This is a genomic window from Bacillus cereus group sp. MYBK101-2 (assembly GCF_051918845.1).
GTDB lineage: Bacteria > Bacillota > Bacilli > Bacillales > Bacillaceae_G > Bacillus_A > Bacillus_A paranthracis.
Genome location: NZ_JBQAIE010000006.1, coordinates 99,778 through 122,882, shown reverse-complemented (window position 1 = coordinate 122,882; position 23,105 = coordinate 99,778). Strand labels below are relative to the sequence as shown.

Sequence of the window (23,105 nt, the reverse complement as noted above, 5' to 3'; positions counted from 1 at the left end):
AAAACCGTCCCACTACTAGTGAAACGGTTTTAATTCCTTAAGCATTCACTTCGTCTTCACAAAATAATATAAAAACCACACCGCATGATTTTGTTCATCGGCAGCTATTCTACGCAGTAACTCTTTCAAATGTGTATCTGATGTCTCATCTGCAATTTCCAAATAAAAATCCACTGTCTTCTGTTCATCTTGTATAGCGAATTCTAATCCTTGTAAGTACGTATTTGGACATTCTTCCGTAATTTGTGGTTTCGGCTGCTGACCAGTTACATTTGTATAGATTTGTACAAACTGATGAAAATGCTTTATTTCATCGTTACGAATTTCAAGAATTTGATTTCGTTCCGCCGCATTTGGGGCCATGTTAGCTAATTTTGCATAGCAATTTATAGCACTAAACTCTCCGTTAATTGCTTTCTCAATATCACGAATCAGCTTATCATTTTGCCTATACCAATCATAATCATTCGAATTATACATCGTATCCCCTCCATTATTTCGCATAACATTTTATGCAATTTGAAATAGCAGGAGCATGTATTAAATAAGGAACCGCAAATCCAAACTCTTCTATTCCCTTTAACCTATAAGTTAATAAAAGATAAAAACGCTTCACTCCTAGTGAAACGTTCTTATCTTTTATGCAGTTACTTCCGCTTTATGTTCCTTTACTACACTACGTTTGAAAGCAGTCGCTAAAATAATAACGATACTTACTACGCCTATCCAAACGAGCACTGTTACAGGTGTACTCCAGCTTAACCCTTTTCCGAAGAAGAAGATTTCTCTAAGTCCTTCAATCATAAATCGCATTGGCAACCATGCGTACACCCAGTCTTGGTAAAATGGCGATAACATTTCCGGTGCTAATGATAATAACGGTGCACCGAAGAATAGTAAGAGAGCGAATACACCGATTCCCTTTAGTCCAACTAATGAAAGTACCGCCGATATCATTAAGAAGAAACTAAACGATGTAATGGCTAAAAATAAAGCCGTATCAGTGAAATTCGAAATATTTAACCCTACCATACCATCCGCAATCCATGTAAGACCAAATCCAATGACAAGTGCCGCGACAGCCCCTGTAATAATTTGTTTTAGTTTTAATACGAAGTTTTCTTTTCTTGTGCCTACTGGCATTTTACTTATCGCAATAAAGATAAGTGCCGCGCTCGCTAAACTTGCAATCCATAACGGTTGAAATAAAGAAATTGGCGAATTACCGTTCGCACTATTTTTTCCGGTTTCATTTACATTTGTCACTTTCTTTGTAATCGGTGTTACTACATTTGAAACTTGATCTGCTGTTAATGTAGCTCCTTTTGCTTTCAGTCCTTCTAATATTTGTTTACGAACATTGTTGTTCATATTATCAACTACAGTATTTAACATTTGTCCTGCCATAGTTGATGCTGCTGTATTCATTCCTTGATTGATGAATATTTCTACTTCTGGCGAAGATGGCTGTGGTGTTCGTAATGATGCTTGTTTTGCGCTAAAGTCTTTCGGAATGACTAATGCTGCATAATACTCTTGTTTATTTAAACCTTTTTGTACGGATTCCTTATTTTTTACTTCTATCCACTTTATCGCAGATTCTTTCTCTGATTTTGATGTCTTTTTCATATTATCAACGATTGTTTGCCCCATGTTCATTTTCGGTTGATTTGGAATTTCTACTCCTTGATCCTCATTTACAATTGCGATTGGCAAATTTTTCGGATTAGGTTGAACGGTTGGAGATAATGTTAATGAAAAAATAAAAACTACAAGTAGTGCAACAACTGGTGATAACAATAAAAGTTTATTTTTAAACATTTTCTTTTCTCCTCCTTACATTTGATTTATAATAACCAACAACGTGTTGTTTATTTATATTTTGAATTATATGTTCGAGTTGAACCTTATACAATAATCAAAAATCGTGAATGTGTCGGTTATAAGACACTTTCTTAAAATGTGTTGGCTAAAATGAAGGAGGGACATGCTTTGCGCGATAGTAATTTAGATTTACGTGTTGTTCGTACGAAAACTGCCATACGAAATGCATTGGTGGAATTAATTGAAGAAAAAGGTTTTGACGCCATTACAGTGAAAGATATTACAACGAAAGCAAACATTAATCGCGGTACTTTCTATGCGCACTATCAAGATAAATTTGATTTAATGACAAAATGCCAAGAAGACATTATGTATGAGTTTTCTAACATTGCAAAAAAGAGATTCCCAGAAGTGATTGCGGATCTCGGATCGAATCCTTCTCCAACAATGCCGTTTCTACTTATCACTTCTATTCTTGAATTTCTAAATGAAAATAGTGATTTTATGAAAGCTGTATTAAGCCCAAAAGGAGATTTATCTTTCCAAACAAAACTGAAAGACTTTATGTGGAAAACATTATTTGAAGATACGAACGGTGCCCTCATTAATAAGGATAACTTACTTGTCCCAAGCCAATATTTAGCTTCTTATATGGCATCTGCTCATATTGGTGTCATTCAGCAATGGTTAAATAGTGGCCAAAAAGAAACACCTGAGGAAATTGCTCGTATTTTATCAACAATCGCAGTTCATGGACCTTTTTATGCAGCTGGCTTAAAGAAGTGAGTTATTGCAAAATAAAAAGATCATCCACTATTTATAGCGGATGATCTTTTACTTCATTACAACACTTCAATATACCCTTCTGTTCCATGTACCCGTATTCGTTGCCCATCTTTTATTAATTTCGTAGCGTTCTCTACCCCAACAACTGCCGGTAATCCATATTCACGTGCAATAACTGCTCCATGCGTCATAAGTCCGCCGACTTCAGTGACTAATCCTTTTATAGATACAAATAATGGTGTCCAGCCAGGGTCAGTAAAAGCCGTAACTAATATATCTCCCTCTTCTAAATTCGCTTCTTCCATGTTTAAAATAACGCGAGCTCTCCCCTCAACTACTCCAGAAGAAACAGGCAGACCTGCAATCGCGTCAGCTGGGAGGTTTTCTCGTTTATATTTACCTGTAATGATTTCTCCATCAGACGTCATTATACGAGGAGGCGTTAGTTTTTCATATAATTTATAATCATTTTTTTGTTTATGAATAAGCTCATAATTTAGTTTCTTCGTGCGAACAACTTCGTGAAGCTCTTCAAAAGTTAAATAGTATATATCATCAACTTCATGAATGACACCGCTCTGCACAAGTTGCTCAGCTTCTTTCAGTAACGCCTGCTTATATATGAAATAACGATTAATCATGCCGTATTTCGGATATTCACGGTAACCGATAAAATTACGGATATTACGAATCATTTGCTTCGTCTCTTCTACTTTTTGTTTCCTATCCGGTAAGTGCTGTAATCGCTCTATTAACTCTTCTTCTTTTTTCAAAGCTTCTTGCAGTCCCTCTTCAAATTTCCGCTTACTCGCACCATATTCAAAATCTCTTATATTATTTAAAATTATCGGGATAATTGTAGTTGGCTTTTCACTCCAGCGGGTTTTCGTAATATCTATTTCTCCGCTACATCTCATTCCGTATTTATTTAGAAAAGTTAGAATCGCATCTCGGGCTTCTTCTCCACCTTTAAACTGAACTAGTTCATTTAAAAGGCTATCATCTTCTACATGTTGTAAATACGTAATAACTTCTTGATACGGCCGAATCACATCAGCGACATCCATTAATGCTAAACCCATTTCCGACGTAATATTATTTTGCACCGATTGAGAAAGGGTGTCCGCTGCATTCTTTTCGCCCAGCCATTGCTCCATTTTTTCATTTATCCATGTTGAAGCATTCATACCTGCCATAATGACAGCGATACTTTGCGGGTTAAATAATACTTTTTTTAATTGCTGAATATCTTCCAAAATAAAATCAAGTACGTCCACTCCTGATTTCAGTTGCATATTTTGTTTTAACTCTTCAAGTGATGCTTCACTATTCTTTATTAATTCCGTAACGATTGCTGGATCATTTTCGATTTCTGGTTGCGTGCTTACAGGTGGCACACCTTTACCAACACTCTTTTCTTTTTCATCATCCGGCAACAATGTAATAAAATTATCTCGCTCGATTATAGTCGTTAATGCATCTCTTACGAGTGGATCTGATTTTCCTAAAGTATTTATTAAATAATCTCTGCTAGCAGGTGAAGCTAATTGTTGCGTAGCATCAACAAACAGCCGTCCTCCCGCTTTACGCATTGGGGCACTTGTCGTTAACAGGAAAAAAGATAACCCTAATGGTTTCATCGCATCGGTCATCATTTGTTGGTGACCAACTGATATATATACATGATTTTCCCCATCATTTTCTGCCGGAATTGGATATAAAGTCGTTATCGGCCTGCTTTGAACAATATAAACTGTATTACGGGCTAAACACCATTCAATATCTTGCGGACAGCCAAAATAAGCTTCTATCTGTCTTCCGATCCGTTCTAGTTGTAATATTTGTTGTTCAGACAATGTTTGAATCTTTTGCTGAGCCGAATTAATCTGTTTCGTCTCTGTTCCGCCCTCTTTTACAGCATAAATAGCTAATTTTTTAGTCGCTATCATCGTTTCAGTAATTTTACCTTCTTTTACTTTATAATTATCGGCAGAGACCAGTCCTGATACTAACGCCTCACCAAGTCCAAAACTGGCATCAATTGATAGCACCTTTCGGTTAGAAGTAACCGGATCAGCCGTAAATAAAATTCCCGAAGCCTCAGGGAAAACCATTTTTTGAACGACAATACATATAGAAACTTGATTATGTTCAAAACCATTTTGCATGCGGTACATAACGGCTCTCTCTGTAAATAAAGACGCCCAGCACTTTCTTACATGCTGTAAAATCGCTTCTTTTCCGATAATATTTAAATACGTATCTTGTTGACCTGCAAACGAGGCATACGGTAAATCTTCAGCCGTCGCACTAGAACGCACGGCATACGCATGTTCATTTCCAAAACGTGAGAGATAATGAGCTACCGCTTCCACTACATCAGAAGGGATTTGTACTGCCATAATGACTTCTCTAATTTCCTTACTCATTTCACCAATTTGAGCTCGGTCTTCAAGTTTCAACTTGGTCAGCTGCTGCAACAAAGTTTGAAGCTCTTCATTTTGCTCGATGGCTTTTTCATATCCTACCGTTGTCACACAAAATCCTTCTGGCACCTGTATACCTTGAATGTTAGATAACTCCCCTAAATTCAAACCTTTTCCGCCGACGAGTGAAAGCTGCCCCTTTTCTATTTCCTGAAAATCGAGAACGAAAGAACTCATATAACATCTCTCCTTACTATGCATGTGTTCTTGATTGTAGCAGGAGTAAATGAGAAGAAACAGTCTATTTCGAATTTGATTTACATGATATAATTAAGTTAGGGAGAGATTAAATAATGCCCTAGTTGCATAATGAAGCAACTAGAGCTTCTTATTTCCTCTCAATTTTAAATTACAATTTGTTCACAACTAACTTCAATGTATTTCTGTTTTCTCCTTTTATTATAGAAACGCCATGAATTATCACACAATTCTTATCTCAACAAATGGTACATAACTCAAAATACGCCTTAGTTTAACCTCCTGTGAGCCTTTTCACAGGAGGTTTTATACATACATATATTATTTATAATTAACCCGTTCTCCTATTTTTCAAAAGCATATTTTGTGTCATAATAACGCTTTTTAGAATTTATATATACCTTCTAATTTTTCTAAAAAAGGATGATTGTATTGGAAATGAAAAAGCTTCAAGGAATGTATGATGATGTTATTAGTTTAGGGGAAAATTGTTATACTGCTATTCATCTAAAAAAATATAATCTGCGGAAATATTCAGGTCCTCTAGATTGGTTTGTATCACCGAATCTTTCTTCTATCAACACATTATTGAAAAATAATTTCGTAGACTTTATGGATTTAAAAAACATGCAAGCAATGCCGGAGCAAAATATTGTGTTTAATGATGGCGTGATACAACCTGTTTTTTCTCATATTATAAAAGATACAAAATATAACGTAACATCTTATCATGATTTCCCTGTTATTCCGAATGAAGATTGGTTCATCACATACCATGATTTCAAACAAAAATTAGATCAAAGAATTGATAACCTTTACGAAAGAATGCATAATTCACAATCCATTTTATTTGTTAGATGGGGCGGAAGCTTGACTGAAGCGCTTGAATTACAAACCGTTTTATCAAATATTGTTAAAAATAATTTTAAGATCCTTTTACTCTATCCAACAGGATTTGAAAATGAAATAAACAAATTAGAATGGGCGCTTGATCATGTTTTTCCCGTTCAAGTTTCAAGTAATTATCAAAACAAAAGAACTTGGTATGTCCTCTTAAAAGATATACACTTAAACTCAAAAAAATAATATAAACTACGACTTTAAAATCAATATTCTTTGTTTACATTTTATATAAATTGACATATCTCCCCCTTAATTCTAAGACTAAGTTATTGTTTTTTGTAATCCCCCACTCATTCTTTTCTCAAATGCTCCAAAATGGATTTTCAAAATTAGGGAACTATAATGTCATATTGGAATAAATTAAGGGGGAGAAAAATTGGACAATGAAATGAATTATGGAAGTGATTATAAGTTTATTCCGGCAACTTCAATTGAAAGTGGTCATGGCCTCGAAGTATTGCCTGATTTATTTTGTTACACGATTCAAATCGTCAACATTTGTTTTGTTGGACATCCGCATACCAATGATTTTATTTTAGTTGATGCTGGAATGCCTAAATGTGCAAATGAAATTATCTCTGTCACTGAGAAGCGATTTGGTACAAATAGTCGCCCAAAAGCAATTATTTTAACTCACGGGCATTTTGATCATGTTGGGGGAATAATTGAACTCATTAAGTATTGGGATATTCCAGTCTATGCCCATCAAATGGAAATACCTTTCCTGACTGGACTACAAAGCTATCCTGAACCAGATCCAACAGTTGAAGGTGGTATGGTAGCGAAAATGTCGCCTCTGTTCCCTAATGAACCGATTGATTTAGGAAATAGCGTAAAAGTACTACCTGCAGATGGAACTGTTCCCCATATGCAAGAGTTTAGATGGATTCATACACCAGGACATACTCCAGGGCATATTTCATTATTCCGAGAAAAAGACCGAACTTTAATTGCTGGGGACGCTTTTGTTACGGTGAAGCAAGAATATCTATATAAGGTAATTACTCAGGAACAGGAAATAAGCGGTCCACCTCGTTATTTAACAACAGACTGGAACGCTGCTAAAGAATCAGTTATTAAGCTAGAGAAGTTAAACACTCTAGCCGCTGTTACAGGACATGGAATACCAATGTCAGGTGAATTGCTATCAACAAGCCTCAAAACACTCGTTAAGGAATTTGATAAAATTGCTGTACCCGATTACGGGAAATATGTAGATAAAAAGATACATTAAGCACAAGAAACTTTGGCTTTTATATTAAAGAATTAAAACTGCAAAAATTATTAAGTTTAGTAAAAAAATACTGTACTTAGGCAACATCTCGATTATAAGAGTGGAACGTCCCTTTGTGAATAAAGCTCGATATTCCGCAAATACTATCCCTAGTATAAGCCTGCTTCTTACCCGGCTTGTACTTCTTACCATTTAAGGATGATTAAAACGGGTTACGCTCTATAAAAGCATAACCCATTTTTAATGAAATATTTTATTCCGCTTTAACGGGCAGTAAGACCCCCACCTCAAAATTCAGCGGAAGCAAAGAAGTCAGGTGGGGGATCAACCCTTCGTAAAAGTCCGATTGGTGAGGGCTGATAATCAGTGGGGGATGAACAAAACCCCCACTGATTAAAGTTCCACTTTATTCCTTATAAATTTAAACAATGGAGGAAAATGATGAAACATATTGTTGCTTTATTAATTAAATATACAGCGATAACTGCAGTATTACTAATCATACTTAGTATCTTTAAAGGCATTTCAATTCCTAGAGTATTACTAATTTCTCTTTTCCTTACAGGAGCTGCCTATTTAATTGGAGATCTCTTCATTTTACCTAAATACGGAAATATGATTGCTACAATAGCAGATTTAGGCTTAAGCTTCTTTGGCATTTGGTTACTAACATCCTTATTTACTGATTTAGATGCTACTCGTAATATTGGACTTTCTTCATTTATAGCAGCTTTAATTATTGGTGGAACAGAAATTTTCTTCCACATTTATATGAAGAGGCTAGTATTGCGTAACGACAATGAATTAACAAATCACAAGCATATTCATCATGATAAATATGCTATGGAAATATCAGATGAATATATAGATTCTTCCACAATAAATAAGTCCAAGCTTAAGGATACATCTAAAAAATAAAAAAGTGGCCAACGCCACTTTTTTATTTTTGTTTATTACGCTTGATCTGAATTTCTTACATGTAACGGAGGTGGAACTACCCACCCTTTTTTCTTACTTAAACGTAGCAACGTTACACCTGCCTGCGCTTTTTTCATATGAAATTGTCCAAATAACATACCTACATCTTCTCGAAGGCATTTTCCCATTACTTGACTACATGTGACAAGTCCAGCTGCTAATCCTGTAGAAACAGCTGCTGCAATTTCTGCATCATTAATACGTGCTCCAGGAGGAATGTCTTCGATAGATGCAACTGGTCGTTCTGGAGGAGCAGGCGGTAAAGCAACCCCATTAACTTTTAAAAGCGCCTTTAATTCTTCTATTTCCGAATTCATATCATTTTCAATTAAACTTTCTAAAAACTTCTTCAAATCTTCATCACCTGTATGATTCATAAACACTTGATGACTTGCAATCGCACCCTGTGCAGCAAGAAGATAACTCCAAATGTCGAATACTTCTCCGTAATGTAACGGCTCATTTTGAGGATTTCCACTTAATATACCCATTTTTAAATTCCTCCCTTTCGAAAATATCATAATAAATATCGATTTCAATATTGAAATCAAATTTTTAAGTATGCTTTTTCCTGCAAAAGATTTTCTACTATGCATGGAAAACACCTTTCCAACACCACGTGTTTATTGTTTAGGAAAGTAGTTTACAAATAAAATACCCAAAGATTATGAAAGAAGATTATCAATAATCTTTGAGTGAAAATTCATTTACTATAAGGGTTTGTTTTTTATACATATACAAAAGAAATTGATTTACATATCTACTATATTTTATGTCAATTCACTTAACGGTTAGTTCTACCACCAAGTTGTTGTTCAGCCATTGCTACTAAACGTTTTGTAATTTCACCACCAACAGATCCATTTGAACGAGCTGTTGTATCTGCACCAAGTTGCACACCAAACTCTTGTGCAATTTCATATTTCATTTGATCAAGAGCTTGTTCAGCGCCTCGAACTAACAATTCATTACGACTTCCACTGTTATTGTTTGCCATTATCGTTTCACCTCCGATGTTTTTAATATGCTACAAATTATGAAATAATAAGTATCCTTTTTATGGAAATTGAATTATGTATAAATATTGGGTTTCTTCTTAAAATAGGGAAAAAGACATAAGAAAGAAGAGTTGCTATACCATACTTTCATAACAACACTATGTATTGATTCCTCTTTACTAAAGATTTCTGTTTTGCCAAGAGATACATATAAATTATAAAAAATGATTCCTAAGGAGATTTGAGATGAAAGCCGTAACCTATCAAGGGCCAAACCAAGTACAAGTGAAACAGGTGGATGATGCAAAGTTAGAGAAAAAAGATGATATTATTGTAAAAATTACTTCAACCGCTATTTGCGGTTCTGATTTACATTTATATCAAGGAAACATGCCGCTACCTCCAGGGTACATTATTGGTCATGAGCCAATGGGAATTGTTGAAGAAGTTGGTCCAGATGTTACGAACGTAAAAAAAGGAGACCGTGTTGTGATCCCCTTTAACGTTGCTTGTGGACATTGTTTTTATTGCCAACATGAAATGGAAAGTCAATGTGATAACTCCAATCCTCATTATGATTCTGGTGGATACTTTGGTTATACAGAGAAATTTGGTAACCATCCAGGTGGACAAGCTGAATATTTGAAAGTTCCTTTTGGAAATTTCACTCCATTTGTTATACCGGAATCATGCGAACTTGAAGATGAATCCCTACTATTTTTATCAGATGTTTTACCAACAGCCTATTGGAGTGTAATAAACGCAGGCGTTAAGCCAGGTGATACTGTTATCGTCCTTGGTTGTGGACCTGTTGGATTAATGACACAAAAATTTGCTTGGATGCAAGGTGCTAAACGTGTAATTGCAGTGGATTACTTAGATTATCGGATGAATTATGCAAAAAAGATTAACAATGTTGAGGTATTTGAGTTTACAAAATTTCCTGATATGGGAGAACATTTAAAGGAAATTACACATGGTGGTGCAGATGTAGTTATTGATTGCGTGGGCATGGATGGGAAAAAATCTCCACTAGAATTTCTGGAACAAAAATTAAAATTACAAGGCGGTACCCTCGGTCCTATTCAAATCGCTACGAAAGCTGTAAGAAAATATGGAACAGTTCAAATGACCGGTGTTTATGGTGGTAATTATAATGCCTTTCCACTCGGGGCATTTTGGGTTAGAAATATTAATCTGAAAATGGGACAAGCACCTGTCATTCATTTTATGCCGGAATTATTTAAGAAAATAACAAATAAAGAATTCGATCCAAAAGAGATTATTACACACAAAATCCCCCTTGAAGAAGCGAGCTACGGTTATCAAATTTTTAATAATCGTGAAGATGACTGTATAAAAGTCATTCTGAAACCTTGAAGCTACAATTCATTATTCTTAGTGCAAAGATAAGATTACACTCCGTAATCTTATCTTTTTTATTAAATTTTAAGTATCTATTCCCCCACTTTCATCTCACATCGAAAATAGTTATTTTCAAAAACTTTATATTTCGAGATAGTAATAAATTGGTAAAAAAATGAATTTAAGTATCAAGTAACCAATTAGCGGACACGATAACAATGTTAACTAACTTAAAAAGAGGTGTACTTCATGTTTTATTATAAAGAAGAAATAATTAATATGATTAAGCCGGACAAACCAGATCCAGCTGCTGCAAAAGTTTTACAAGAAATATTAGGTGGGCATTATGGTGAAATGCGTACAATGATGCAATACTTTTTCCAAAGCTCAAATTTTAGGGGGAAAGAGAAGCGATATCGTGATTTACTTCGAGGTGTTTTTTTAGAGGAAATAAGCCATGTAGAACTGGTACAACATACAATTAACCAACTATTAACTGGATCTGGTGAACCTATGCCAGGAAATGCTGGTATTGACACAGCACCACTTGACGAAGCGGTTAAACATGCAAATCCTCATCACTTTATTGTAGGGGCTCAAAGTTCATTACCTGTTGATGCAGCTGGAAATCCATGGAATGGATCTTGGGTATATAGTCATGGAAACTTAATTAGCGATTTACTAGATAATGTCGTACTTGAATCTACAGGTGTACTTCAAAAAACTAGAATTTATGAAATGAGTTCTAATCAAACCTTTAGAGAAACACTTGCATTCTTAATTGTACGTGATAATGCACATCAAAATGCTTTTGCAAAAGCTTTAGAGACACTAGGCGTTGAATGGGGCAAACTCTTTCCTGTGCCGAACTATGATATTAATAAATATCCAGAGTGTAGAAAATATGTAGACATGGGATTCCATAATGCACAATTTAATTTCAGCTTAGATCCAACAAGAATGGGAGAAATATTCCAAGGTGAATCTCCAAGTAGAAATAAAGGAACATTAACAGTAACGGAACCGCCAAAAGGTTTTCCTGTACCAGAACTTCCTGAAATGCCAAATGAGCATAGTCCCGGATTAAAAGATATGGATCTTTAAGATCATTATGGCCAACTATTTATTCATGGTTGGCCATAGTTCTTAATAAAAACTCATGTAAGCTTGTTGTTAATATAATTGGATGTTTTAAGAAATCCTCTTTATTTAAAAGTGATGTTGATTATATTGCTGCTCCTCTTAATTTTGTTTCTATGAACCATTAGACGCCACCGTTTACTTACTTATAACATCCTTATATTGTAAACAAAGAGGAGGGGCTTGTTCCCCTCTTCTTTTAATTTTTCTTTAAAAGAGTTGCTCCTGCAATCCCTGGGTGCGTCATTTCGAATGGATCTAGAATTAATTCTAAGTCTTCTTGTGAGAGTACACCATTTTTCACACACAGTTCTCGAACGGATTGCCCTGTCGCGATTGCTTCTTTCGCAACGCGAGCTGCTGCTTCATAACCGATATGAGGGTTCACGGCTGTAATAATTCCTACACTCTTCTCAACATACTCTTTTAAGCGATCTTCATTCGCTTCAATTCCTTTTAAACAATTATCTGTAAAGGCACGGAAACCGTTATTCATAATGCTAATTGATTGAAGTAAGTTGAAAACAAGTACTGGTTCCATAACGTTTAATTCTAATTGTCCTGCTTCTGAAGCAAGGCAAATTGTATGGTCGTTACCAATGACTTGGAACGCAATTTGATTAATTACTTCTGGCATAACAGGATTTACTTTTCCTGGCATAATAGATGAACCTGGTTGACGAGCTGGTAGCATAATTTCCGCTAAGCCAACGCGTGGACCTGATGCCATTAAGCGAAGGTCATTTGCAATTTTAGACATATTCATCATACATACTTTAAGTGCTGCTGATACTTCTGTATATGCATCCGTATTTTGCGTTGCATCTACTAAGTCTTCTGCACCAACAAGTGATAGTTCACTAATTGCAGCTAAATGTTTTACAACTGCTTCAATATATTCTGGATCTGCATTTAAGCCTGTACCAACTGCAGTTGCTCCCATGTTCACTTCATATAAGTGTTGACGTGATTGCTGAATTCGTTTCATATCACGTTCAAGTACACGAGAGTACGCTTTAAATTCTTGTCCAAGGCGAATTGGCACAGCGTCTTGTAAATGTGTACGACCCATTTTAATCACATGATCGAACTGTTCTGCTTTTAATTCAAATATATCGTGCATATAACCCATCGTTTGTAATAAACCTTCTAATGCGTTTAATGTAGCGATATGAATCGCCGTTGGGAATGCATCGTTTGTTGATTGCGCCATGTTCACATGACTATTTGGACTAATATAATGATAGTCTCCCTTTTCCATTCCTAATAATTCAAGAGCACGATTGGCAATGACTTCATTTGCATTCATGTTCATTGAAGTACCTGCTCCGCCTTGGATTGGATCTACGATAAAATGATCATGCCATTTTCCATCGAGAATTTCTTGAGCAGCTTCTGCGATCGCGCCGCCCTTGTTCAATTCCAATCTTCCTACATCTGTATTGGCAAGCGCTGCAGCTTTTTTTACAACTGCGAACGCTTTAATTAAACTTTCATGGATTTTATACCCTGTAATCGGGAAATTTTCAACAGCGCGTAAAGTTTGAATTCCGTAATATGCCTCAATAGGTAATTCCTTTCCTCCCAAAAAATCATACTCTACTCGCACGTTCTTGTTTGTCATTGCCATTTTAATTTCTCCCCCATATTAAATGTAAAACCTAAATAAATCATATGAAGTCGTTACCAATCCTTATCAGATTTTATTGTTAAATCGTAGGCTAAAGGCTCTTCAATAATTTTTTTAATCTCTTCTAATTTATTAGTTTTTCCAAGCGTCCACATCAATTTTGCTATGATGGCTTCCGTATTCATATCTCCAGACAATATTACTTGATGTTGTGCCACTTTCCGTCCTACTTCATAGAGAAGTATGTCTTCTCCTTCTTCCAGGCATTGAGTAGTAATCACTACAGCAATCCCCATTTCAGTCAACTCTTGAATTTTCGAAAGCAAGTTCCTTCCTTCAAAAGGTAATCCACCGTTTCCAAAACTTTCAATAATAATCCCTTTATACAAATCTTTTAAACAATCAAATATCTCTGGCTTTGTACCTGGATACAATTTCATAAGAAAAACATCCGTACATAAATTAGTATTTATTGAAAGTTCATTATGTGAGGAAGTTGGCTTCCAATGATATTTCACTTCATCTTCATTTACTTCAGCAACATATGGATAATTCACACTTTCAAATGCATCATAACTTTTTGTTCGCATTTTAACTGCTCTCGTCCCAATAATCACCCTACTATCAAAAACAATAAACACACCGCCAACACTCTCACAGGCAAACCTAAGAGCATCAGCTACATTTTTCTTTGCGTCTGTCTTTTTAAAACTAATAGGTACTTGTGAACCTGTTAAAACAACTGGTTTTCTTAAACCTTGCAGCATATAAGATAACGCAGAAGATGTATAAGCTAACGTATCCGTTCCATGTGTAATCACAAACCCGTCATAGTCATCATAGTGATTAAAAACAGCATTAGCTATTTCTTTCCAGTGCTCAGGTTGCATATTGGTACTATCAATATTCATTAAGATTTTGCAATCTATTTCTAAGTTTCGAGAAGACTTCGAAAAATAATTCAATAATTCCTCAGCAGACAATCCTGGAACAAGCCCCTCATTCCCCTCCACAGATGCAATTGTCCCACCAGTTGCAAGTAATAAAATTTTCTTCATACACAACCCCTCCATAAAATAAACAACAATATATCGTTCGCGTAATGCGTATTTATATTTATCATTATAGAACTTAATTTAAATTAATCAAGATTTTGTATTCAATACGCGTACTTTTTTTCTATTCTTGATTCTTTTTCTATGTTATAATTAATTTAATAAAATTAGATGGGGTATGAGACGAATGCTGGAACGTTTATCTAAATTAAGAAAAAATCAAAAATGGTCCCTACAAGAGACAGCAGATCGACTTGGGATTGCGAAAAGCACCTATGCTGGTTATGAAAATGGTTATAGATTACCTTCCTTACAATCTTTATCAAAAATAGCCGATTTATTTGATACGTCTGTAGATTATATATTAGGTCGAATTGAACATTCACATCCAAACAAAGATGTAATTGATATAACAAGACTCCTAAACGATCCAGATCCAACACTTTTAATAGATGGAGAAGCACTGTCAACAGAAGAGATAATAGATTTTATTGCTTTTGTGAGAAGTAAACGAGAACTAAGTTCCAAGAGAATAGAAAATATTGAACCAACATGTAAAAATTGATTCAATAAAAAACGAATACACTCCACTTTTAAACTAAAAAATACTTAGACAATTAATTTGTAAACGGTATATATAGGATTAGCTTTAGGAATATTATTAAAATGTAATTTATTTTATTAACTTTATATTTATAAATTACATTTTAATATTTTGCATATGCAAAATATTCTTCTAAAAACAAGGACTTCCCGCTATTTTAGCGTTACTTGCCCTTTTATCAGTCATATAGAACTAAAGCTTTTCAATAAAGGAACTCATTTGTAAAAAATACGCTATTCTTTCTGTAGATTTATAAGAAAGGATGGCGTTTTTGTATGTCTATTTCTGTATCGAAAGAATTTGGAAGTATAACAGATTTCAAACAACAATTAGCAAAGTATATAGAGTACTATAATCATGAAAGAATCAAGGGAAAATCAAAGGGAATGAACCCAGTATTGTACTAAGCTCATTCCCTAAAGGCTACCTAATAAACCGATCTTTCTAAATTTCGGGGGGCACATTCTAGTTGAATTGCTAAAAGCAACGAATTTACTACTTTAAAGTTAAGTGTTTAACCTTGAAGTACTTAATTCTTTTTTCCAGACAAAGCATACATTATATCTTGATGCTTTATTGTCCTCCTATAATTATGTGGTATCGGGAATTTGTTTCGTTGTTCTTTTATTATAATTACTGCAAGTGATAAAGCTACAAATATAAAAACGATTAACAAAGCATCTTAATGTTTATGAAATGCTTTGTTAATCGTTTCTCTTCTCCCTAATCTCCTGCGAGACTATATTTTTTTATTGAAATTTCCTATATCTTATTTGATTTATTTATTCTGTAACACCAGATTGGGTTACTTTTACATCAGCTGTTACACGAAAACGTAAATGTTTATAGGATTCTTCCCATTCTTGACTGTTCCATTTTCTTACGTGAGTTCTACCAAGCTTTCTAAGTCCTATAGGATCTGTGTCTTTTTTAATAAATCTCTTTATCAATGTAGTTGCCTTTTTTTCTATTTCTGTTTCCATAATTTTTTCTAATTTTTTTATTTCTTTAGGATTATCTAGATTTTTTGTTTTTGTAAATTCTTGAATTTCACCTTTAACTTGAATATAAGCATTTACGAATGGATGCTTACTATTTCCCGCCATCTTATATTTTGTTCTAGCCTTTATATTCTCTATCGTGGCGTACGTATTTGAAGAACCAGGTAGTTTGAATTGGTATGTACCTTGTTTAAAATTATCTGTCAACAATTTAAATACAAATAAATCTTTAGGGTTCACTTTATCAACCATTTTACATCTTTTAAAAAGTGCTATTCCATCTAACTCCAACACGTTACCTTTTTTAGATATCATCGGTAAATAAGAATCTCTCGCATCATCATTAAGTTGATTTAAAAACATAAAAAAATTTGTTTTTGGTTGCGTTCCATTGTCCATATTTTGCTCCAGTAAAGAGGATAGATAGGAAGCAATTTCTTTTTCTTTAGAATAGTTCCCCTTTAATAATGATTCCCCTTTTACATTTGTAATTGCTAAATAAATTGCATTTCCTACACTAGGATTTCGGTTCAAAGTCTCTAAAATTTCCTGCATTCCCTTTTCAATTATTTTTTCATTAAATATAATAACACGCAATTGCCCCAACTCTAGAGGTCCAGAAGACTTTTCGGATGCTCTTGCAAGAACTTCTCTACCAGTCTGGCCTGATGCTGAATAGATTTTCGTTTCACCTTCCCCGCCTCCTTTATAAGCTGAAATCGCAAAGGTTCCTTTTAGCTTACCTTTTGCTTCAGTATCATATGCCGCAACTTGAACTAAGTCAATGTCATCCACAATTTTCGTTTTAGCACACCCTATTAAGAAGACACTTACTATAAGGAAAAGTATCCATCGCTTCATGTTTATCTCCTTAACTTTATTTTGGCGGTTTGAATTAGCCATAATACAGGTAGGTATACATATATATATACAAAGCCAATTTGACCTGTCCAAGTATTTAATAAGTTAATTTTATTACGGTTATTCAAGAAAAATGATAAAACAAAGATGAACAGGATGATAACTGGCAAAACATATTTTTGCTTTATTCCCAGTGCCTCTTTTATACCACGACTTACTCCCCATAATGTAAAGGAAACGTTAGGTAATATAAAAAAAGCCCAAACAGAAACAATAATGTATTCAAACCGCTCTATAAAGGGAAATTGTATAATTTTAATCATGCTTAAATATGCCCATATTGCGCTCGCTAGTTGTTTTTCACTAAAAAACGCAAGAGTTAAAATCATAAGGTATGTGTAGACAATAGTCGTTACTAAATTTGCATAGTGCGCATATTTTTGAGACGTTCTTGCCTTTTTAATAAATGGGTAGTACAACAATAACATTTCAAATCCAAAAAAACTAAACATATTTCCTTTCATTCCTTTCATAATTTCTAGGAATGAATGCTGTGCAATTGGAAATAAATTTTGAAAATCTGCATACTGCAAAGGATAAAAAAATGTGAAGATTAGAGTGCTTGGGATCACGATTCCAAAGAAACCAATTCCAACAACTACACGAAATCCTCCAGTCACAATGTAATAACATAAGCCTAAAAAAGTCCCCGCTATAACCCAAGATGAAATGGAAGGAAACATCCAAACATGTACTACTTCGATATAAGTATGTAGTGTTGTTGCACCTAACAATACAATATAGGATAAAAAAATGAAGTTGAACAATCCACCAATCCATTTTCCAAGTACGTCTTGATTGATTGCAATGATATCTCCATTACCCTGATTTAAAATCTGATATATGATCCAAATCATAAGATTAACAGATATTCCAAAAAGCAGCGTACTAATCCACGCATCATTTCCAACTAATTTTGCACTAATCCTTTCAAAACCAAGCATACCAACCCCCATCTGTATAGTAATAATTAAAAAAAACACCATATATGGAGAGACTTGATACTCAATTGGGATCTGTTTCATAATGCTCCTCCCTGTTAATTTCAATCATCAAAATCATTTCGTGATTTGATTTTATTTTTCTCTACCTCTTCTGGATTAAAACGAAAACGCTGTTTAGATCTTGAAAAAATTGGGCGTCGGAACATCGTTGAGATTGGCAAACGGATAATGCTGTCTTTCCAATCTGTAGGGCGTGTAGGATAAAAAGGAAACAAATAAGGACGTCTTAATGATTCTGTACGTAATAAGCGTGCTAAAAGGAAAGAACTTGTTAAAACAATTCCTAATAAGCCCAGCAGGTGTGCAGATATTATAAAAGGAAAACGAATTACTCGAATTGTATTACCAATTCGATATATTGGTGCTGTAAATGAGCTAAGAGCTGAAAGTGCAACAATGATGATTAATACGTTACTTGTAAGACTTGCCTCTACCGATGCCTGTCCAATTACAATACCACCTACTATACCGACAGTTAGACCCACTTTAGTTGGTAAACGTGCCCCCGCTTCTCTCAGTAATTCAATCGTTATTTCTAAAAAAAGCGCTTCAATTAATGGAGGAAAAGGTACTTTACTTCTCGATATGATTAACGTTTCAAGAAGTTCTTTTGGAATAAGCTCGTAATGATATGTTAAGATTGCAACATATAATGGAGTCGTTAAGACAGAAAACATAAAAGCAAAAAGCCTTAATAGACGAAAAAAAGAGGCAATAATCCAAGGCATGGTGTAATCTTCTGTCGTAGAAAAAAAGTCAATTAATGTTGTTGGAAGAGTGATGGCATAAGGCGAGCCATCTACAAAAAGTGCAATTTTCCCTTCTGCTAATACAGCTGCCACACGGTCCGGACGTTCTGTATTCAAAAATTGAGGGAATATAGAATTTGGGTTGTCTGCAATTAACTGCATCAAATAAGTACTATCCAAAACATGGTCTGTTTTTATTTGACTTACCCTTTTTATAATTTCTTGTAGATTTTGATCATTTACAATTCCCTCAATAAATACAATCGCAACAGTTGTGTTAGAGAGAGAGCCTACTTTCAATTCCTTCATTTGTAAATAAGGTGTTGGGAGCTTTCTACGTACTAAATTTAAATTTACATCTAAATCTTCGACAAATGCGATTTGCGGACCCACAATATTGTATTCAATTTCAGCTTTTGTAATATCTCTTTTTTCTTTCTTTGACACATTTATTAACAAGCCATTTGATTCATCTGTATCGAACTGAATAAGTATATAGCCGTTTAAAATACTATCCTGAATATCTTCCATTTGATTTGTTATTTTTGAATTTTCAAAGGGTAAGACAGACCGAATATCTTGTAATGAATCGAAGCTCTTCTCTTTTATATAAGTTAAAACCTCTTCATGAAATATATTTATATCGATTAATGTTCTAAAATATGAAATGACTATAGAGGAATTATTAGAAGCAATTTCCAACGTTATAAAATCTTTAGATTTTTTTAGTAATTTCATTAACTCCTGTAAAGATTCTATAGAGTAAACAGATACTCTTTCATACGGTTTCAATTGATAATACCCTTCCTTTCAAAAAGAAACTATATAGTTTTCAGGAAATTGCTATTTTTAAAATTAGGGATGGTGATATGTAAGTATACTTATTGAATTAATAATAACGTCTTTGAAAATAACTTAACCAAAATTAGTTAAAAAATGTATTAAAAGTAAAAACCAGAAATTTTTTCGAGCATAATTACAATATTAAAAACATCCTTTCTTTTGGTTCTAAAGAAAGGATGTTTTTATAACAAGCTTTTTCAAGTGTCTATTCTATCGGGTACATTTACCAGTGTTCTTCTCTTTATTATTTCATTAAGTAACATTAGCATTACATTCTGTATGGTTTCTTAAAAAATTTCAGTAAAAGAATATATTAATTTTGAAGTGTACAAATAGGAAGAGTGACTTCAACTATAGTCCCCGTATTCATTTCACTCTCAATAAATATCTTTCCCTGATGTGTTTCAATAATTTTATAACAGATCATTAACCCTAAGCCAATCCCCTCTTCTTTAATACTATAAAAAGGTTCTCCGAGGTATGGTATACGTTCTTTTGGAATCCCACACCCTTGATCGATAAAACGAATGCTTAATTGATTATTATCAAGTATATTTAATTGAATGAGAATTTCTCCTCCCATCGGCATAGATTCAATTGCATTTTTTAATATATTAACAAATACTTGTTTTAATTGATTTCCTTCACATGAAATCAATGGAATACCAGGGTTAAGATCGATTCTAAATTTTATATTATGCATCATTGCTTGAGGTTGTAGTAGCATTAAAACTTGATCCATTAGCACACTAATATTATTAGGTTGCATTTTTACCACCTGTGGTTTGGCTACCGCCATAAATTCAGTTGTTATGCTCTCTATACGCTCAATCTCTGATGATACTATATTAATATAACCCTGATTATTCTCATTTTCCGTTGATTTTAGTAATTGCATGAACCCTTTCATTGCAGTTAATGGATTATTAATCTCATGAGCCATTACAGTCGCTAATTGTCCTACAACAGCAAGTTTTTCAGATTTTCGTAATAATTCTTCTGTTTTTAGCCGTTCAGTGATATCACGAGAAATACTTAGGAAAACTTTTTTCCCATTTAAGTTAAAAACACGAACACTAAACTCAGTTGTTATTACTTTTCCTGTTGGAAAAACATATTCATCTTGCAAAGTGAAGGAAGTTTGTCCCTTTTTAATTTTTTCTAATAACCTTACGATTATTTGAGAATCTTGTGGTACTATATTTGAAAATGATAATGAGAGCAACTCTTCTCTACTATATCCAAATCTTCTACACCCAACAGGGTTTACCTCAATAAATCGACTTGGAACATTATCTTCATTCAGCTCTACTACATATACCGCATCAGTTGCTTGTTCGATTAGTGCACGGTACTTCATTTCACTATCTCTTAATTGCTGGTGTAATCGATGCCGTTCTCTTTCTGCTTGTTTTCTTTCAGAGATGTCTCTACATATTGCTGATAAAGCTATTACATTTCCTCTTACATCTAGTATAGGAGAAACTGTCAGACTAATATCAAGAAGACTCCCATCGCTCCGTTGTCTAACAGTTTCTAATCTAGTAACTACCGATTCACCTGTTAGAATTTTCCGAATATTTTCAAGCGATTCTTCCATTAAAAAATCTGGTACACACGGTAATCTCTTACCTATGATTTCTTGTGATGACCACCCAAATATCTTTTCATAAGCTTTATTAGCTTGTAAAATATGCCCTTCTCGATCAGAAATGGTAATAGCATCTAGATTGTGCTTTATAAATGATTCTAATAATTCTTTGGTAGCGCTTAATTCTGATTCTACCTTTTTCCTTTCAGTTATATCAACTGTAGAACCAACAACTTCAATAACTTGTCCATTTCGTTTAATCGGCCTAAGCGCAATAAGAATAATAGTTTTATCATTTGGCCAAGGTAATTCAAATATAATTTCGTTTCCTTCCCATGCCTGAAGATAGTACTTCATCAATTGTGGAACTAAATGTGGAGGAACAATAGAAGCATCAATAGTACGTAAGCTTTTTCCTACCACCTGTTCAGAATAAAATCCGTTTTGATAATAAAACTGTCCATCACATAAAGTGTGTATAAAGTGCTTACCCACTTTTTTAAATTTAAAAATTCCTCCTTGAAGCTCATGTACGGTATCTGCAAGTTCTTGCTTCGATTTTTTTAATTCTCGATTTATTTTAGATAAGTCCTGGGTTAAATAATACAATCTCTGGTAGGCTTCCATAAGAAATAGCCCAATTAAAAGTCCTAACGCTATATATAATAAGCCTCCTGTGTAAAGTAATGTAGTATTAAATAATACGCCAACTAACCACTTTATTCCAATAAAAACAGAAAAATATAAAGATGCACTTTTAAAAGGATGTAGTTTTTTAAAATAAGTTTTAAAAGTAGAAAATAGAATCCCCATACCTAAATAAGCAATCACAGGAGGTTCCCAATACCCTCCAGTGAAAAAGATACGCATTAAAATTATGCTAATTAACGTAATCCAACCAGCAATACGACCAAAGTAAATAAAAGATAGAATAAGAGGAACAACTCGAAGATCGTAGGAAAATCCCATGTATGGAAAAGAAAAGAACATTAACGTAACTGCAATAATCCCTCCATAGAGCTTTTCGAAATATCGACTAGAATTAATTGTAAACACTTGAATAAATATTGCTGCGCTAACTAATAAAGAAAAAATAGAAAGGTTGATGAAATAATCTTTAATAATCATGTAATGTCCCTCCTTGCATTAAGTGCATTCGACAAAAAAGCTAAAAATCCTACAAATTGTATAAACAGTTCAAATGCATAAATTTTAAACTAGGATAAAATCTAGAAAAGTAAATAAGGGGCACAGCAGATGAGATATTTTAATGAAAAATAGTTCAAAAAAGATAATAGTAACCGTTGACTACTATTATCTTTTTCTTTAAGTTATCTTAATATGTCTAAAACTCTAAGGGACGTGGTATGTCGTTTCATCGAACAATCATTATGCGCTAAGTTCATGAATATAGAAATTTCATCTGTAATTTTTGAAAAATAACACAAAAAACAAAACTATCTTTAAAACTAGAAAAAGCCTATATAAACGTCAACTAATCTATGTACAAAAACGTTCACTTAATTTTGTATAAAATTACTCCACTTAGGATCTTAAGAGTTGATTAGAACACCTGTAGATACTTCAGGATAACTACATAATTGTATGAGTAAAGCACTTGAAACCTTTTGTTAAAACCATACACATAATACAACTAACTCCTTGGTTCAATATTTACTTTTTCGTTGAACAAATTCTTTTTCTTGTGCAAAGTATTCTAGGATATAAGGAGATTTTTCAATTAACTTGGTGTCCAGTTTATTGTCCAGCTCCAATTACTTCGTTACTTTTCAGA

Annotated in this window: 18 protein-coding genes and 3 pseudogenes; 8 read left to right on the top strand and 13 right to left on the bottom strand. The window is 33.9% G+C overall.

The features are described from left to right. Window positions 1-45 precede the first annotated feature (45 nt). Window positions 46-480 carry a ferritin-like domain-containing protein gene (locus ACTFSI_RS14390; RefSeq protein ID WP_044793000.1) on the bottom strand — a complete coding sequence of 145 codons (435 nt, stop codon included), beginning with the start codon at window positions 478-480 and terminating at the stop codon, window positions 46-48. Window positions 481-639: 159 nt separating this feature from the next. Then, entirely contained in the window at window positions 640-1,821 is a 1,182-nt protein-coding gene (locus tag ACTFSI_RS14385) for a YhgE/Pip domain-containing protein (RefSeq protein ID WP_138321713.1), read from the bottom strand. A 171-nt stretch (window positions 1,822-1,992) separates the two neighbouring features. On the opposite strand from ACTFSI_RS14385, the gene ACTFSI_RS14380 reads away from it, so the two are divergent. Next, the gene (locus ACTFSI_RS14380; protein WP_088299011.1) at window positions 1,993-2,610 is read left to right on the top strand and encodes a TetR/AcrR family transcriptional regulator; all 618 of its coding nucleotides are present in this window, start codon (window positions 1,993-1,995) and stop codon (window positions 2,608-2,610) included. 56 nt (window positions 2,611-2,666) lie between these two features. On the opposite strand, the gene ppsA is transcribed toward ACTFSI_RS14380, so the two are convergent. Further along, window positions 2,667-5,273 (bottom strand): phosphoenolpyruvate synthase, encoded by a 2,607-nt coding sequence (ppsA, locus tag ACTFSI_RS14375; RefSeq protein ID WP_138321709.1) that lies wholly within the window; start codon window positions 5,271-5,273, stop codon window positions 2,667-2,669. Window positions 5,274-5,717: 444 nt separating this feature from the next. Here ppsA and ACTFSI_RS14370 point away from each other — a divergent pair, with 444 nt between their 5' ends. From ACTFSI_RS14370 to ACTFSI_RS14360, 3 genes are all read left to right on the top strand, one after another. Beyond that, a complete protein-coding gene (locus ACTFSI_RS14370; RefSeq protein ID WP_138321707.1) occupies window positions 5,718-6,380 on the top strand; it encodes a DUF1796 family putative cysteine peptidase in 663 nt (220 codons plus the stop codon). A gap of 193 nt (window positions 6,381-6,573) precedes the next feature. After that, entirely contained in the window at window positions 6,574-7,431 is an 858-nt protein-coding gene (locus ACTFSI_RS14365; RefSeq protein WP_138321705.1) for an MBL fold metallo-hydrolase, read from the top strand. 441 nt (window positions 7,432-7,872) lie between these two features. After that, complete coding sequence (locus ACTFSI_RS14360; protein WP_138321703.1) at window positions 7,873-8,349, top strand: YndM family protein; 477 nt, start codon at window positions 7,873-7,875, stop codon at window positions 8,347-8,349. 35 nt (window positions 8,350-8,384) lie between these two features. On the opposite strand, the gene ACTFSI_RS14355 is transcribed toward ACTFSI_RS14360, so the two are convergent. Together ACTFSI_RS14355 and sasP are read right to left on the bottom strand one after the other, a co-directional pair. After that, complete coding sequence (locus tag ACTFSI_RS14355) at window positions 8,385-8,900, bottom strand: DUF3231 family protein (RefSeq protein WP_000512126.1); 516 nt, start codon at window positions 8,898-8,900, stop codon at window positions 8,385-8,387. Between the two features lie 293 nt (window positions 8,901-9,193). After that, window positions 9,194-9,406, bottom strand: coding sequence for a small acid-soluble spore protein, SasP family (gene sasP, locus ACTFSI_RS14350; protein WP_000002842.1), 213 nt, complete (start codon window positions 9,404-9,406; stop codon window positions 9,194-9,196). A gap of 247 nt (window positions 9,407-9,653) precedes the next feature. On the opposite strand from sasP, the gene ACTFSI_RS14345 reads away from it, so the two are divergent. After that, window positions 9,654-10,787, top strand: coding sequence for a zinc-dependent alcohol dehydrogenase (locus ACTFSI_RS14345; RefSeq protein WP_138321701.1), 1,134 nt, complete (start codon window positions 9,654-9,656; stop codon window positions 10,785-10,787). Between the two features lie 234 nt (window positions 10,788-11,021). After that, a complete protein-coding gene (locus tag ACTFSI_RS14340; RefSeq protein WP_044793011.1) occupies window positions 11,022-11,876 on the top strand; it encodes a manganese catalase family protein in 855 nt (284 codons plus the stop codon). Between the two features lie 235 nt (window positions 11,877-12,111). Here the strand turns inward: ACTFSI_RS14340 and aspA are convergent, their stop codons facing one another. Beyond that, the gene (gene aspA / locus ACTFSI_RS14335; protein ID WP_138321698.1) at window positions 12,112-13,542 is read right to left on the bottom strand and encodes an aspartate ammonia-lyase; all 1,431 of its coding nucleotides are present in this window, start codon (window positions 13,540-13,542) and stop codon (window positions 12,112-12,114) included. Window positions 13,543-13,595: 53 nt separating this feature from the next. After that, window positions 13,596-14,600, bottom strand: a complete 1,005-nt coding sequence (gene ansA, locus ACTFSI_RS14330) for an asparaginase (protein ID WP_440045441.1) — start codon at window positions 14,598-14,600, stop codon at window positions 13,596-13,598. 184 nt (window positions 14,601-14,784) lie between these two features. Between ansA and ansR the strand changes: the two genes are divergently transcribed. After that, a complete protein-coding gene (gene ansR / locus ACTFSI_RS14325) occupies window positions 14,785-15,162 on the top strand; it encodes an HTH-type transcriptional regulator AnsR (RefSeq protein ID WP_000893565.1) in 378 nt (125 codons plus the stop codon). A gap of 332 nt (window positions 15,163-15,494) precedes the next feature. Next, window positions 15,495-15,608, top strand: a pseudogene (locus tag ACTFSI_RS14320) (IS3 family transposase); the annotation flags it as partial. Between the two features lie 99 nt (window positions 15,609-15,707). Here ACTFSI_RS14320 and ACTFSI_RS14315 read toward each other — a convergent pair. The 6 genes and pseudogenes from ACTFSI_RS14315 to ACTFSI_RS14290 form a co-directional block, all read right to left on the bottom strand. After that, a pseudogene (locus ACTFSI_RS14315) lies at window positions 15,708-15,838 on the bottom strand (excinuclease ABC subunit C); the annotation flags it as partial. Window positions 15,839-15,983: 145 nt separating this feature from the next. Beyond that, on the bottom strand, window positions 15,984-17,063 hold the full coding sequence (locus ACTFSI_RS14310) for a Ger(x)C family spore germination protein (RefSeq protein WP_000832877.1): 1,080 nt from the start codon (window positions 17,061-17,063) through the stop codon (window positions 15,984-15,986). 2 nt (window positions 17,064-17,065) lie between these two features. Next, a complete protein-coding gene (locus ACTFSI_RS14305) occupies window positions 17,066-18,148 on the bottom strand; it encodes a GerAB/ArcD/ProY family transporter (protein WP_000809700.1) in 1,083 nt (360 codons plus the stop codon). A 20-nt stretch (window positions 18,149-18,168) separates the two neighbouring features. After that, entirely contained in the window at window positions 18,169-19,668 is a 1,500-nt protein-coding gene (locus ACTFSI_RS14300; RefSeq protein WP_242261302.1) for a spore germination protein, read from the bottom strand. 364 nt (window positions 19,669-20,032) lie between these two features. Further along, window positions 20,033-22,438 carry a PAS domain S-box protein gene (locus ACTFSI_RS14295; RefSeq protein ID WP_440045440.1) on the bottom strand — a complete coding sequence of 802 codons (2,406 nt, stop codon included), beginning with the start codon at window positions 22,436-22,438 and terminating at the stop codon, window positions 20,033-20,035. Between the two features lie 431 nt (window positions 22,439-22,869). Beyond that, a pseudogene (locus ACTFSI_RS14290) lies at window positions 22,870-23,085 on the bottom strand (hypothetical protein); the annotation flags it as partial. Between the last annotated feature and the right edge of the window lie 20 nt (window positions 23,086-23,105).

Coding starts and splice junctions, on each gene's coding strand:
- ACTFSI_RS14390 (WP_044793000.1), bottom strand. CDS start 480: ATGTATAATTCGAATGATTATGATTGGTATAGGCAAAATGATAAGCTG.
- ansR (WP_000893565.1), top strand. CDS start 14,785: ATGCTGGAACGTTTATCTAAATTAAGAAAAAATCAAAAATGGTCCCTA.
- ACTFSI_RS14345 (WP_138321701.1), top strand. CDS start 9,654: ATGAAAGCCGTAACCTATCAAGGGCCAAACCAAGTACAAGTGAAACAG.
- ACTFSI_RS14305 (WP_000809700.1), bottom strand. CDS start 18,148: ATGAAACAGATCCCAATTGAGTATCAAGTCTCTCCATATATGGTGTTT.
- ACTFSI_RS14360 (WP_138321703.1), top strand. CDS start 7,873: ATGAAACATATTGTTGCTTTATTAATTAAATATACAGCGATAACTGCA.
- ACTFSI_RS14340 (WP_044793011.1), top strand. CDS start 11,022: ATGTTTTATTATAAAGAAGAAATAATTAATATGATTAAGCCGGACAAA.
- ppsA (WP_138321709.1), bottom strand. CDS start 5,273: ATGAGTTCTTTCGTTCTCGATTTTCAGGAAATAGAAAAGGGGCAGCTT.
- ACTFSI_RS14310 (WP_000832877.1), bottom strand. CDS start 17,063: ATGAAGCGATGGATACTTTTCCTTATAGTAAGTGTCTTCTTAATAGGG.
- ACTFSI_RS14295 (WP_440045440.1), bottom strand. CDS start 22,438: ATGATTATTAAAGATTATTTCATCAACCTTTCTATTTTTTCTTTATTA.
- ACTFSI_RS14385 (WP_138321713.1), bottom strand. CDS start 1,821: ATGTTTAAAAATAAACTTTTATTGTTATCACCAGTTGTTGCACTACTT.
- ACTFSI_RS14355 (WP_000512126.1), bottom strand. CDS start 8,900: ATGGGTATATTAAGTGGAAATCCTCAAAATGAGCCGTTACATTACGGA.
- ACTFSI_RS14370 (WP_138321707.1), top strand. CDS start 5,718: ATGATTGTATTGGAAATGAAAAAGCTTCAAGGAATGTATGATGATGTT.
- sasP (WP_000002842.1), bottom strand. CDS start 9,406: ATGGCAAACAATAACAGTGGAAGTCGTAATGAATTGTTAGTTCGAGGC.
- ansA (WP_440045441.1), bottom strand. CDS start 14,600: ATGAAGAAAATTTTATTACTTGCAACTGGTGGGACAATTGCATCTGTG.
- aspA (WP_138321698.1), bottom strand. CDS start 13,542: ATGGCAATGACAAACAAGAACGTGCGAGTAGAGTATGATTTTTTGGGA.